The 14,270-nt window shown below is 32.3% G+C and carries 15 protein-coding genes; 12 read left to right on the top strand and 3 right to left on the bottom strand.

All coding sequences use genetic code 11. The annotated features are described in order from the left end of the window. Positions 1–2: 2 nt before the first annotated feature. Positions 3–383, bottom strand: coding sequence for a type II toxin-antitoxin system RelE/ParE family toxin (locus tag ACWCL1_RS07800; protein WP_454546349.1), 381 nt, complete (start codon positions 381–383; stop codon positions 3–5). Positions 384–491: 108 nt separating this feature from the next. On the opposite strand from ACWCL1_RS07800, the gene ACWCL1_RS07795 reads away from it, so the two are divergent. The 12 genes from ACWCL1_RS07795 to ACWCL1_RS07740 all read left to right on the top strand — a co-directional run bounded on the left by ACWCL1_RS07795 (position 492) and on the right by ACWCL1_RS07740 (position 12,463). After that, positions 492–1,832 carry an MATE family efflux transporter gene (locus ACWCL1_RS07795; protein WP_454546348.1) on the top strand — a complete coding sequence of 447 codons (1,341 nt, stop codon included), beginning with the start codon at positions 492–494 and terminating at the stop codon, positions 1,830–1,832. Positions 1,833–1,915: 83 nt separating this feature from the next. Then, on the top strand, positions 1,916–2,365 hold the full coding sequence (locus tag ACWCL1_RS07790) for a DUF805 domain-containing protein (RefSeq protein WP_454546347.1): 450 nt from the start codon (positions 1,916–1,918) through the stop codon (positions 2,363–2,365). Between the two features lie 89 nt (positions 2,366–2,454). Continuing rightward, a complete protein-coding gene (locus ACWCL1_RS07785; RefSeq protein ID WP_454546346.1) occupies positions 2,455–3,105 on the top strand; it encodes a DUF805 domain-containing protein in 651 nt (216 codons plus the stop codon). Continuing rightward, on the top strand, positions 3,092–3,580 hold the full coding sequence (locus tag ACWCL1_RS07780; RefSeq protein WP_454546345.1) for a DUF805 domain-containing protein: 489 nt from the start codon (positions 3,092–3,094) through the stop codon (positions 3,578–3,580). The genes ACWCL1_RS07785 and ACWCL1_RS07780 overlap by 14 nt, the downstream gene beginning before the upstream one ends. A gap of 43 nt (positions 3,581–3,623) precedes the next feature. Beyond that, a complete protein-coding gene (locus ACWCL1_RS07775; protein ID WP_454546344.1) occupies positions 3,624–4,226 on the top strand; it encodes a DJ-1 family glyoxalase III in 603 nt (200 codons plus the stop codon). Between the two features lie 349 nt (positions 4,227–4,575). Beyond that, entirely contained in the window at positions 4,576–6,393 is a 1,818-nt protein-coding gene (locus ACWCL1_RS07770) for an LPXTG cell wall anchor domain-containing protein (RefSeq protein WP_454546343.1), read from the top strand. A 108-nt stretch (positions 6,394–6,501) separates the two neighbouring features. Beyond that, the gene (locus tag ACWCL1_RS07765; RefSeq protein WP_454546342.1) at positions 6,502–7,167 is read left to right on the top strand and encodes a hypothetical protein; all 666 of its coding nucleotides are present in this window, start codon (positions 6,502–6,504) and stop codon (positions 7,165–7,167) included. A 135-nt stretch (positions 7,168–7,302) separates the two neighbouring features. Continuing rightward, positions 7,303–8,403 (top strand): ABC transporter ATP-binding protein, encoded by a 1,101-nt coding sequence (locus ACWCL1_RS07760; protein ID WP_454546341.1) that lies wholly within the window; start codon positions 7,303–7,305, stop codon positions 8,401–8,403. Positions 8,404–8,405: 2 nt separating this feature from the next. Continuing rightward, positions 8,406–9,206 (top strand): ABC transporter permease, encoded by an 801-nt coding sequence (locus ACWCL1_RS07755; RefSeq protein WP_454546340.1) that lies wholly within the window; start codon positions 8,406–8,408, stop codon positions 9,204–9,206. Next, positions 9,203–10,012 carry an ABC transporter permease gene (locus ACWCL1_RS07750; protein ID WP_454546339.1) on the top strand — a complete coding sequence of 270 codons (810 nt, stop codon included), beginning with the start codon at positions 9,203–9,205 and terminating at the stop codon, positions 10,010–10,012. The genes ACWCL1_RS07755 and ACWCL1_RS07750 overlap by 4 nt, the downstream gene beginning before the upstream one ends. Before the next feature lie 4 nt (positions 10,013–10,016). Beyond that, the gene (locus ACWCL1_RS07745) at positions 10,017–11,087 is read left to right on the top strand and encodes an ABC transporter substrate-binding protein (RefSeq protein WP_454546338.1); all 1,071 of its coding nucleotides are present in this window, start codon (positions 10,017–10,019) and stop codon (positions 11,085–11,087) included. A gap of 14 nt (positions 11,088–11,101) precedes the next feature. Continuing rightward, complete coding sequence (locus tag ACWCL1_RS07740) at positions 11,102–12,463, top strand: MFS transporter (protein ID WP_454546337.1); 1,362 nt, start codon at positions 11,102–11,104, stop codon at positions 12,461–12,463. Between the two features lie 55 nt (positions 12,464–12,518). On the opposite strand, the gene ACWCL1_RS07735 is transcribed toward ACWCL1_RS07740, so the two are convergent. Next, positions 12,519–12,887, bottom strand: coding sequence for an iron-sulfur cluster biosynthesis family protein (locus ACWCL1_RS07735; protein WP_454546336.1), 369 nt, complete (start codon positions 12,885–12,887; stop codon positions 12,519–12,521). Between the two features lie 262 nt (positions 12,888–13,149). After that, positions 13,150–14,157: a D-2-hydroxyacid dehydrogenase gene (locus tag ACWCL1_RS07730; RefSeq protein WP_454546335.1), complete on the bottom strand. Its 1,008-nt coding sequence runs from the start codon at positions 14,155–14,157 to the stop codon at positions 13,150–13,152. Positions 14,158–14,270 lie beyond the last annotated feature (113 nt).

Here is a 14,270-nt window from a genome sequence, read left to right as displayed (position 1 = left end):
TATTAGTACTCACTTTCTGTTAACATTTTTGATTTTAGAAGAATGTAGTGATGTTGTTTAATTTCACGATCAACTTGATGAATTTCCTTATCAGGTGTTTTTTGAGTTGTTTTGCGAAATGCATGCATGATAAAGTAATCACCATCTTGAGCAATGAACATCAAACGGTATTTCCCTAATCTAATTTTATAAAGATGACGATAAGGTAATCTTAAAATCATCCGTTTAACAGTAGGACGAGTCAGTGGCAAGGATTGGTTGCGCATTTGATCTAACATATCATTAACTTTGCGATAAATGCTTGGATCTTTTTCTTTAATTTTATAATACCAGTCTAGAAACAAAATTTTACCACGCTTATCTTCATAAAGATAAATTGCCACTTTCAAAATCTCCTCTATTAATCTAATTTTTACCTTGATATAATTAACATTATTATATCATGAACGCTTGAAGAGTTTAAAAAGGACCACTAGAAAGGAAATATTAGAATGGACGAATTATTTGAAAAAGCGCCAATTAAGCAAGTTTATTTTAAAATTTCTTTGCCAGTAGTAATGGCCATGCTTGCCAGTATGGTGTATAACTTAGCGGATACTTTTTTTATTGCTAAAACCAATAATACCGACTTGGTTGCAGGAATTACGATTTGTACACCGCTATTTATGTTTATGCTTGCTTTAGGAGATATTTTTGGAATTGGAGGGAGTTCCTTAATTTCGCGTTTATTTGGCCAAAAAGAGTATGAAAAAAGTGCACGGATTAGTAGTTTTTGCTTCTACTATTCAATTGTATTAGGCATCATCGTGATGATTTTGATGTTGATTTTTGAAAAACCAATTTTACATTTATTAGGAGCAACTGAAGAAACTTATCAATATGCTGCTGACTTTTATCGTATTTTTGTAGCTGGTTCACCAATTGTAATTACCACTTTAGTTCCGACAAATATCATTCGTACCGAAGGATTTGCTAAGCAAAGTATGATGGCGACGATTTATGGAATTATTTTATCGTTGATTTTGGATCCAATTTTTATTTTTGGATTTAATTGGGGAACTGCAGGAGTGGCAGTGTCTAATATTTTAGGATACGCACTTGAATTAGGAGTATTGATTTACTATACTGTACACGATTGTGAACATGTTAATGTTGATATAAAAAAAGCACATGTTAATATCGCAGAAGTAAAGGATGTTTTAGCAATTGGCATTCCCGCTTCAATCACTAATTTAATGCAAAGTTTTGGAATTGCTTTACTAAATAATTATTTAGCTTCATATGGAGCTGCAGAAGTAGCTGCGATGGGAATTACTCAAAAGATTGCTTCAATTATTTCCCTGGTAATGATTGGCTTTGCGTTTGGAGCTCAACCATTAATTGGATATAATTATGGTGCTAAAAATGTTAAGCGGTTCAAGGAAGCACTTCACTTTGATCTTTTAATTGAGGTGGTTTATGCAATTATTTTCTCAGTTATTTTAATGTTGTTTGCACCGATATTAATTAAAATTTTCATGAATGATTCGCAAATTATTGAATTAGGGACTTATATGTTGCGAGTATGTTTAAGTACAACTCCATTTATTGGAGCAATTTTAGTATTTACAACTGTTTTCCAGTCTGCTGGGAAAGCTTGGAGTGCATTTACAATGTCATTTGCACGCCAAGGATTTGTTTACGTAATCACAATGTTTATTTGTGCAAGTCTTTTAGGATATCATGGTGTGATTTGGGCGCAACCAGCAGCTGATGTGATTACATTTGGAATTGGTCTGCTTTTATATCGTGGAGATTTTCATAAGTGGATGCAAGAAAATGCAGTTGAGTAATTTTTAACATAAAGATCACATTTATTTCTTTTTTGTCCCATATAATAAATAAAGATAATGTTTTGAACGAAAGGAAAGAGAATATGAAACAAGTTATCGAACAAGGCAATATTAGCGTTAAGGATAGTTTATTGGATTTTTGGAAGGGATTTTTCAGTTTCAATGGAAAAAGTACCCGCAAGGCATTTTGGATTGGTATCATTGAATGGATTGTAGCAATTATACTTAATAATCTAATTTTTGGAACTTTAAGTGAAAGTTACGCTGGTGGAGTAAGTGGAGCAATTTTAAATACGATTTTATATGGAATTACAATTATTTTGATAATTCCGCTTACTGCTTTAATTTTTCGGCGATTAAAAGATGCAGGAATGAAGACACTTTGGATTACGTTACTTGTAATTTTTGATTATGCAATTTATATTTTATTTATTTTATTTCCAACTATTGCATTTATATTAGCAGCCTTTTGTGTTAGTTTGGGAATTTCATTAATTGTATGGTGCATTCCAAGTGGAAGAATCTCAGAATAGTGTATACTTAAAATTCTTTTTGATAATAGACGGTTGAATTTATGTTATACTCGAAATAGTTTATTATCAGAAAGGATTTTTATTTAATAATGAGAAGAATTGAAGAAACAGGAAGTATTAGTTTTCAAACTGCGGTAGTTGATTTTTGGCACGGCTTATTTAGCTTTGGCGGACGTTCAACAGTTGCGGGATATTGGTGGGCTATATTGAATGTTTTTATTACACAATTTGTGTTACTACTTTGTGCAATGGCACTAATGACTTTTGGAATGATTATTCCAATTGTGGGAATTCCTATTATGTTCATTTTAACATTGGCACTATGGGTCGGACTTTGTGTACTAATGATTGGTGAAATGGCAGTTTTATTTAGAAGATTACGTGATGTTGGCTTAAAATTATCTGCAATTTTAGCATTGATTTTAATTCCGCTAGTTTTAGGATTAACTATTCTCATGGTTATTACATGTATGGTATTTGTCAATATGAGTGGAACAACGGTCTTTTTAATATTGATTCAAGTATTGATTATGTTAGCATGTGGAATTATTACTCTTGTGTTAACTTGTTTACCTTCAGATGCTTGTCGGACAAGTAGTTCAAATCGTTTTGTAAATTTCTGGGTTGAAAAGAAGAAGGAAACACAAAGTCCCAAATCAACTGAAAAAGTTGAACAACCAAATATTATCATTTATCCAGATGGTACGGTTGAGGAGCAAGGGAAAAATGAAAAGCATTAAAGAAACTGGGAAAGTTAATTTTGTACAAGCAATTAAAAATTATTGGCAAGGTCTTTTTAGTTTTAACGGTTACTCTACAGTTTCAGGGTATTGGTGGGCCCAACTTAACTTACTAATTGCAATTTTAATTCAAATTACGATTTTATATGCTTTTTTCCAGGCAGGAGCAGTTTTAGATTACAGTGGAATTATTTTTGTAGGACAAGTAATTTCAATGGCAATTAGTATCGGGTTATTAATCGCAAGTCTAGCAGTAATGTTTCGTCGCTTTCATGATATTGGTTTTAAAATAATGCCCATTATCATTTGGACTTTAGTTTTTTGGGGATTAGTCATATGCTTTAGAGCTCAAAAAAATTTAGTATTTGGAATGATTCTATGTTTAATGCTAGTAATTCAAACTTACCTTTGTCTTTGCCCAAGTGATCGTTTCGCTCGGAGTAAAGAAAACACGATATTACGTCAAAAACGGTAAGTAGGTTATAATAGAAGTAATATAATGAAAAGGAGCGATAATTATGAAACGTGCCGCTGTAATGATTGCACCTGGATGTGAAGAAATTGAAGCCTTAACACCTGTTGATGTTTTAAGAAGATTAGGTGTTAACGTTGATATGGTTGGCTTGTATGATATTAACGTTTTAGGTGCTCATCAAATTCAATTAACATGCGACAAAGTTATGAGTGAAGAACTTTTGAACTATGATATTGTCATTTTTCCAGGAGGATCAAAGGGAGCAGAAAACTTGCGTGATAGTGATGAATTAATGCACTTAATTCAAAAACGAAATCAAAAAGGCATGTGGAATGCAGCAATGTGTGCTGGTCCAATTGCGTTTGCACGTTATGGTTTATTAGATAACCATCAATATACATGCTTCCCTGGCGTTGAAAAACAATTTGAAGACAAAATTAAAAATGCAACTCATTTAGATGATATTGTGGTAGTTGATGAAGATGGTAAAATTATTACAAGTCGCGGACCAGCTACAGCAATGGCATATGCTTTTAAAATTGCTGAAATTTTAGGGATGAATCCAGCTTCACAAAAAGAAGCGATGCTATATAATTACTTACAAACAGAAATGTACGATAATGAATTAGATAATCAATTGAAGTAGATATAAAGTTTAAAAGCATAGTTTTTGAAATAATTTTATATATTAAAATTTAAAGTAAGAAAAATTTTTCTAAAGAGATTGATGTGAGAATTGAATTTTAGTTAGGAGTTTATTTCTTTACAATTTTTTAATTTAATAATAAAAAATGAATGGGATGCAGTAGCATCCTTTTTTGTTACATCTTAGTTATTGTTTTTTAAGAATGATTAAAAAGATAATAAGAATGATTAAAAAGATAATAAGAATAATTAAAAAGATACTATTAATAGTAGTGCGTAATTTCATATTATGATACCTTAAAAAGGACGGTTAATTAGTCAAAAATTCCAAATTTATAGGGGGATGTAAAATGAAAAAGAAGCATTGGTTGCTTTATGTATTTTCCGTAGTAAGTACTGTATTGCTTACTATTAACATATTTGTTTCTAGTGTATTAGCTATTAGCATAAATAATAGTGAATCAGTGATTTCAAGTAGCTCATCAGAATCAAGTGAATCAGTGATTTCAAGTAGCTCATCAGAATCAAGTGAATCAATGATTTCAAGTAGTTCGTCAGAATCAAGTGAATCAGTGATTTCAAGTAGCTCATCAGAATCAAGTGAATCAGTGATTTCAAGTAGCTCACCAGAATCAAGTAATACAACAATTATGCCTCGCGCTAATGATGATTCTAATACATCAGGATATATGGGAAAGTATCAGGTAACTACAGAAAGTGCATATAATCCGGATACTAGTCCTAATAATGGGTTGGTAGATCATTTTAGTGTAAATGATGATATTGGCAAATGTTACTGTTATGATTGGCAATTAAGTGCGCCTGATAGACCAGGTCAAGAGTATAATGGATATGAATATTGGCAACAGATGAATACTACGGCAGGGCAAAAAAAAGCTCAAGAAGCTTCTGCTGCATTGATGGCTGGATATCATTTAAATAAAGATACTGGAAAATGGGAAGTCTCACAAGCTTTCCAACAAACAGCACAAGATAGTTTTGACCAATTTAAAACTACATGTCAACAACAAGGAATCATGTTGCCGGATAATTATAGCTTAGATCAATTTGAACAAGATTGTACTCAAACTGTAATTTGGGCTATTAGTGGAATGAGTGATTTTAATAAGGGTGATCAAGTATCTTTATTAATGCACACAGATTTTTGTAAACAATTATTGAATTATGCTCAATCTCACCCATTAAACGAAGAAACAGCTAAAGCTGATAATCTAGTTGTGAAATCTAATGGGAATGATATTTCAGCAGATAATCCATTAACAATTGATCCTACAACTTTGAAGAGTCAAGAGTTTGAATTTTCAGGGTATAATGGTAGTATTGCTGTATCAAATTTGGATTCAAATATTCAAGTATTTGACAGCGCAACTGGTAAGCCTGTGACAGCATTATTACCTAATCACACATACTATTTAAAAGCTAAAACATTGAATACCGCAAATAAGAAACAATATTTCAATATTGATTACGAAAAAGTAGCAGAATCACATTATTTTTCACCGGTGGACTTAAATGCTAGTTCATCAATTGCTGGAAATAAGTATCAAAATATGATTAATTTGGCAACTGAAACATTGAAACTTCCTATTAGTTATGTATTTATGGAAAATTCAAGCAGTGTAAGTTCATCATCAAGCAGTGTAAGTTCATCAGCTGTTTCATCAAGTAGCTCATCATCAAGCAGTGTAAGTTCATCAGCTGTTTCATCAAGTAGCTCATCATCAAGCAGTGTAAGTTCATCAGCTGTTTCATCAAGTAGCTCATCATCGAGCAGTGTAAGTTCATCAGCTGCTTCATCAAGTAGCTCATCATCGAGCAGTGTAAGTTCATCAGCTGTTTCATCAAGTAGCTCATCATCAAGCAGTGTAAGTTCATCAGTTGTTTCATCAAGTAGCTCATTATTGAGCAGTGTAAGTTCATCAGTTGTTTCATCAAGTAGCTCATTATCAAGCAATGCAAGTTTAAAGAGAAATAAATTGGTGACATATAATAGTGGTAGTGACTTTAGTAAAGGTTCAGGGCACGGAAAAGGCTATGGTCATGGAATTCCACAAACAGGTGAAAAATCTAATATTGTAATTGTTATATTAGGTATATCATTACTAGCTACTGCAGGAATGATTACATTATATAAACGGCGTGACTAATATAATTTATTCTATGGTTGGAAAATAGTCCAATCATAGTTTTTTTATTTTTGTGGTTATAGTACTTGGGAGTATAATTAAGATGTAAAAGTCTATGAGGAGATTAGGATGAAAAAGAAGAAAGCAAGTTTAACATTAGTTGCAATTTTAGCTTTAGTATTAGCAGGATGTGGCAATTCAACTGCTCAAAGCCAACATTATAAAGAATCAACGCAAGCAAAAACAGAGCAAACTAAGCAGTCGGCAGTAAAAAAAGGTTCATCTAAGATTAGTCTAAGTGAAACGTACCAACAAACTTCTACAACTGAACAAGTAAATTCACAAAATGTTAGTGAAAAATTTTCAAAAGTAGCATCAAGTCAAAGTGAAGAAGCACAACAATTTAGTGATGATAAGCAAGCAGCAAGTTATGTTGATAATCAAGGCTATCAGACTTCTGCTGAAACTCAAGGATTACCAATTGTTAATCTAGGTTATGGAATTACCGGGACAATTGATTCAGGAGCTGGACAACAGTATTTACATTGGAATGAAGGAAATTGGTCCTTTACGGTGAGAGCGTCAGCTGTTGATGGTCAAGATCCCCTTCCAACCGCTAAAAAAATTGTAAGCATACTTGAAAAAGTATATTTACCAGCACCTCAAAATCAAGGAACGGGGATGTTTGATATTGCTACTGATACTTATCAATTAACATGGCAAGAAGGCAACCAAGTTCATACAGTAACTGGAAATAGTCCTGATGATGTAATTAATAAAGCAACTCAAAAATAACAAATATACAAAAATTATCACCCTAAATTTTATCTAAAATTTAGGGTGTTTTTATGCAACTCCTCTTTATTTATAGACGTAAATAGTGTATATTGATACGGTTATAAAATTCATGTTGATACTAAGGAGGCTATTATGAGAACACAACCAATTATTGAATTAAAAAATGTGACTAAATCATATGATGAAACCGTGGTTTTAAAGAAGATTAATTTTACTTTAGAAGCAGGTAAATTTTATACATTGTTGGGACCATCTGGATGTGGTAAAACTACGATTTTACAATTAATTGCAGGATTTTTAAAACCAACGAGTGGCCAAATTATTTTTAATGGGCAAAATATAAATGCAATTCCTGCTAATAAACGTCAAGTCAATACAGTTTTTCAAGATTATGCACTTTTTCCGCATATGGATGTTACTGAAAATATTGCTTTTGGATTGAAGTTAAAAAAACAAAAAAACAGTGAAATTAAAACTAAAGTTAAAGAAGCGTTGAAAATGGTTCATCTTGAAGGTTATGAAAAGCGAAATATTAGAGAAATGTCCGGGGGTCAACAGCAACGAGTAGCGATTGCACGGGCGATTGTAAATGAACCGCAAATTTTGCTTTTAGATGAGCCTTTATCAGCATTAGATCATAAATTAAGAGTGGCCATGCAATATGAATTAAGAGCATTGCAACAACGGTTGGGGATTACTTTTGTATTTGTAACACATGATCAAGAAGAAGCACTGACAATGAGTGATGAAATTTTTGTTTTAAATAATGGCAATATTGTTCAAAAAGGAAGTCCGTTAGCGATTTATGATGAACCATTAAATCATTATGTGGCTGACTTTATTGGTGAAAGTAATATTTTGCCAGCAGTGATGAAAAAAGACTTCTTAGTTGAATTTACGGGACATGAATTTAAGTGTGTGGATGCGGGGATGCAGCCAAATGAAGAAGTTGAAGTGGTCTTACGTCCAGAAGATTTGGTTTTAAAAACGATGATTTCACGTGAAACAATTAACGTTAAAATTGAACGGCAATTATTTAAAGGAGTTTATTATGAAATTATTTGTCGTGATCAAATGAATTACCGATGGCGGGTACATTCCACGCAAAAGGTTAAAATTGGAGCTCAAATGAGTTTATCATTTGAACCTGAAGCAATTCATGTGATGCGATATAACGAATCTGAGGAAGCTTTTAATGCACGTTTAAGTCAATATGAAGAACGGATAGAATAAAGATGAAAACTAGGAGACTTTTTGTAATTCCATATTTTTTATGGATTATTCTTTTTGTAATTATGCCAGTAGCATTGATTTTGTTTCATTCATTTTTAGATTTAAATGGCAATTTCACATTGGCAAACTATCAACAATATTTTACATCACCAAAATATTTATTAATGACGTTAAATTCTGTTTGGTATGCTTTTTTTGTTACATTTTTAACTTTAATAATTAGTTATCCTACTGCATATATGCTAACAAAATTAAAGTATCGGGATTTATGGTTACTACTAATCATTTTACCTACATGGATTAATTTACTTCTTAAAACGTATTCTTTTATGGGAATTTTAGGACTGCATGGAAGTTTAAATAAATTCATTTCATTTTTAGGATTTGCACCGCAACAATTATTATTTACAAACTTTAGTTTCTTAATGGTTGCAGTTTATATTGAAGTTCCATTTATGATCTTGCCAATTTATAATGCTTTAATTGAAATTGATCAGTCATTAATTAAGGCAAGTTATGATTTAGGAGCAAGCAGATTACAAACTTTTTGGCATGTAATTTATCCATTATCATTGCCAGGAGTTCGAAGCGGAGTTCAAGCAGTTTTTATTCCTTCATTATCGTTATTTATGATTGCACGTTTGATTGGTGGTAATCGGGTAATTACGCTTGGAACTGCAATTGAGGAACATTTTTTAGTTACTCAAAATTGGGGAATGGGTTCTACAATTGGAGTTATCTTAATTATTGCGATGATTATGATTATGTATGTTACAGTTGAAAAGAAGAGGTCAGTTAAATGAAACTTAAGGCACATTTAGTACAAATATATTTAATTGGACTATTTATTTTTCTATATTTACCAATTGGATATTTAATTTACTATGCTTTTAATCAAGCTGATACCATGAATCGATTTACAGGATTTTCTTTTCGTCATTTTACGGAGCTTTTTAATGATACGCGAATGTTAGTAATTTTAATGAACACATTTATGCTTGCTTTTTTGGCAGCATTAATTGCCACGATAATTGGATTGGGTGGAGTAATGGCAATTCGTTATACTAAGCGCAAAATTCATAGAAAAGCATTGTTAACATTAAATAATATTTTAATGGTATCACCTGACGTAATTATTGGTTCAAGTTTCTTGATTTTATTTACAGTTTTAGGCACTTACTTTTCAAAATTGCAATTGGGATTTTGGACGGTATTATTATCACATATTGCTTTTAGCATTCCAATTGTAGTTTTGATGATTTTACCTAAGTTACAAGAATTACCTATTTCCATGATTCAAGCTGCATATGATTTAGGAGCAGCTCCACATCAAGTAATGACAAAAGTAATTTTGCCATTTTTAACTCCTAGTATTATTGCAGCATATTTTATGGCTTTTACATATTCACTAGATGACTTTGCCGTAACATTTTTTGTAACTGGTGGGGGCTTTACTACTTTATCAGTTGAAATTTATTCACGTGCACGTCAAGGAATTAGTTTAGAAATTAATGCTTTAAGCACACTTGTATTTATTTTTGCACTTCTTTTAGTAGTAGGGTATTACTTTATTAGTCATCAGAATCAACCAGTTAAGGAAAAGGAATAGGAGAATGAAAAGACTAAAAGTTTTTTTAGGAAGTATTATTGGTATTATTATCATCTTGAATTTTGGTATCATTCAAATTCAAAAGAAACAAAATAAAACTACCCAAAATACAGTAACAATTTATAACTGGGGGGATTACATTGATCCTGACTTGGTTAAAAAGTTTGAAAAAGAAACAGGATATCAAGTTGAGTATGAAACCTTTGATTCTAATGAGGCAATGTACACAAAACTAAAACAAGGCGGTACTCATTATGATGTTGTTATTCCCAGTGACTATATGATTCAAAAGCTCAAAGAAAGTGGATTATTACAAAAAATTGACTTGACGCAAATTCCCAATGTAAAGTACATCGATTCGCGCTTTATGAATCTTTCATTTGATGAACATAATCAATATTCAATTCCATACTTTTGGGGAACTCTTGGAATTGTGTATAATGATAAACAGTATACTAAAAATGATGTGGATTCATGGAAGAAATTATGGGAACCATGGTTTAAAGATAAAATTATGATGATTGATGGTGCCCGTGAATTAATGGGCATTGGATTAACTTATAATGGAAATTCAATTAACAGTAAAGATCCCCATCAGTTGCAACAAGCTTACCACCAATTATTGAAGCTTATGCCTAATATTAAAGCAATTGTTTCAGATGAAATCAAAAATTATTTGATCACTGAAGAAGCTCAAATTGCAGTAACATATTCTGGTGAAGCACATGATATGGTAAGTCAAAATAAGCATCTACATTATGTCTTGCCAAAAGAAGGAACCAACTTGTGGTTTGATAATATGGTAATTTCTAAAAATGCGCAAAATATTAATGGAGCATATGCATTTATTAATTTTATGTGTGAACCACAAAATGCTGCTCAAAATGCACGGTATATTGGTTATTCCACACCTAATCAAGCAGCTAAGCAACTGCTTGGTAAAACCATTACTAATAATCAAGCTTTTTATCCAAGTGAAGCTCAGCTTGATAAAATGGAAGTTTATCAAAATTTAGATGCAAAAATGCTTCAAAAATACAATGATTTATTTTTAGAATTGAAAATGAAACATTAGAAAGGGATGGTGAAATGCAAGATATTGCACATACGATTGATCCTAAAAAAAGGATTATTGTTTCAGCAATTCTGTTGATTTCAAATTTTATTTGTTTAATGAGTCAAACAATGATGGTAACGGCCTTGCCTGTGATTCAAAGCGAAATGCATCAAGCAATGACCACGATTCAATGGTTAACAACCGGATATACCCTTTTAATTGGGATTGTCACTCCGTTATCGTCTAATATGTATGAAAAATTTACTAACCGGCAAGTTTTTATTGGAACAATTAGTACATTTACTTTAGGGACGATTTTAGGATGTATTGCCCAAAATTTCTGGATGCTCTTACTTGCTCGGTTAGTTCAAGCAGCTGCTGGTGGAATTTTAATGTCATTTCAAATGACGACGATGGTAACAATTTATCCCCTTGAAAAAAGAGGTACTATTATGGGGATTTCTAGTTTAGTAGTTGCTTTTGGACCTGCAATTGGACCAACTTTAGCTGGATTTGTTTTAAGTTGGTTAGGTTGGCGGTATTTGTTTATTTTAGTGTTACCAATCATGTTAATTATTTTAGTGATTGGAATCTTAATGTTTCCAAACTTTTCAAACCCCCGCGACATTAAAATTGATATGGCATCGGTTATAATTTCCTTAATAGGATCTGCTTTAGCATTAGCAAGTTTGACAATAATGCAACAACAGTTAGTGTTAGGATTAGCAATGTTAGTTGTGGGCGTACTTTTAATTTATGTGTTTGTTAAACGGCAATTGAAATTGAAAAATCCGATGTTGAAAGTCACAATCTTTAAAGTGCAATCATTTCGTTTAATGACTTTAATTGCAATTCTAGCATTTATGGTTTTGCTTGGAACAGAACAAATGGTTTCAATTTTTGCACAAGATGTAACGCATTTATCTAGTATGCAAGCCGGAATGGTATTACTTCCAGGAGCAGCGATCAATGCTATTACAGCGGCTTTTGTAGGAAGATTATATGACCAATTGGGTCCCCGGCATTTGGTTTTAAGTGGAATTTCCTTAATGATTTTAGGAACCGTTCCATTTGTTTTCATTCAAGCATCAATGCCAGTATGGTTAATGACAGTTGCATACACAATTAGAATGATGGGAAATGCATTAGTATTTTCACCTGTAATGTCAGAAGTTTTCAATGACTTAGCACCTAAAGAAATTAGTCATGCAACTGCACTAAATAATTCATTACGACAAATTTTTGGATCTGTATCAGTTACTTTATTAATCGTTGTGAGTGAAATTCCACATTCATTTGTTTTAGGAATGCAACTTTCAATGTGGATCACATTGATCTTAACGCTAGTAATGATGGTCTTATTTATTAAGTATTTAAAAGTTAAAAGTCGATAAATTATTATATAAAAATAGCAAAAGCTTCCTTATTAAGAAAAGCTTTTGCTATTTTTTAATCATTTTTTTCTTTTCTTAAATCGATTACGTTTAAAGCAGGAGTTAGTTCGCCGCGATAAATGCCTTTAAGAGTAAGTTGGCCATTAGGTTTAACATCAATGCGCATTTTTTCATCCATAAAAGTTTCGGAATAATCCTTGTAATAAAAATCTCCCAAATCTGTTTTTAAAATTTTGTTGTATTCATGGTGATCACTATTTTTATTAACTACCAGTAAGCGAAATTCTTGATTTAACGTACATGAAACGGCAACTTCGGGTTGATAACCAACGCCATCATCAAAATCAAGTAAAACAATTGCATTCGGATCATCAAAATATTTTGCCAACCGCATTTGAGCTGTCGGAGTAACTGTTAATTCCATAGTAAATTCCTCCTTGTATAGTATAAATTATACTTTACTTTTTGTAAGTTGGGTATAAATAAGGTGTGAAAAAAGCATTCAAACAAGCGTAGCATAAGCGAGAAATGCGCATGGATGCATAACCATCCAAAGCGTTTCGTACTTATGCTTAGCTTGTTGCTTTTGGAGCCCGATTCTAAATAAGATGTGAAAAAGCACTTAAACAAGCGTATATAAAAAAGACTGCAACTTATGTCACAGTCTTTTCCAAATTTAATTTATTTTAGTATTTTGATAAGTCAACAGGAGTCTTTGGAGCCTTACCTTCGATCATTAAAAGGTTGTTATCAAATGCTTGTGTAACCATTTCACGCACAGCATGAGTAGTGTAAAAAGCAGTATGAGGTGTTACTAAGACATTATCACGGTGAATTAAGTCATTTAAGCGGGCATCTGGAACACCTTTACCATCCCAATTCTCATTGAAAATTCCCACTTCATCTTCATAAGTATCAAGGACAGCACCAAATAATTTACCACTATCTAAGCCCCGCAGTAATGCATCTGTATCAATTAAATCGCCCCGTGACACATTCATGATAACCGCGTTATCTTTCATTTTAGCAATAGTGTCATCGTTAATCATATGAATGTTTTCAGGTAATGATGGTACGTGTAATGAAATCACATCAGATTGTGCGTATAATTCATCAAGTGAATCAACGTAGTAACCTTTCTTTTCAATTTCATCATTGTGAAACTTATCATAAGCAACGATTTTAGCACCAAATGCTTCAACTAAGTTCATAAATACCCGTCCAATGTGACCAGTACCAATGATTCCGAACGTTTGATCACGAATTTCGCGTCCAATTGTTGGTGCCCAACGCATATCGCCACGTGCCATTTTATCATCCATGCGTTTATCTTGGCGTAAAATGCGGGCAGCTTGAACAATTGCGTGTTCAGCAATTGCGTTTGGTGAGTACACAGGAACATTAGTAAGAGTAAATCCAAGTTCCTTAGCTTTTTTCAAATCAATATTATCAATTCCGATATTTCTTAATGACCATTTGTCAATTCCAGCATCATGTAAAGCTTGAACAGTGTCAGCTTTATATGGAAGTTGTTGGTATGTAACGACCCCATCTGCTCCTTGAGCAAGATTTGCGTTTTCAGGTGTTAATAAAGCATCTGTATATTCAACTTCGACTTCTGGATGAGCTTCTTTCCATTCTTCAACATAAGGAGCTTCATCTTTACGAATACTGTAAGCAAAAATTTTTGGCATAATGAATCCTCCAATTCAAAACTTGTTTGTACAAATTCGATTATACACTTTTTTAAAACCATAAAACAAAGATATTGCGTTTTTTTTATACAAAATATAAACCAAGCATTTTA

The organism is Ligilactobacillus sp. LYQ135, from assembly GCF_053711055.1.
Note: the sequence above shows the minus strand (reverse complement) of the source record. Positions and strands in the feature narration are given on the sequence as shown.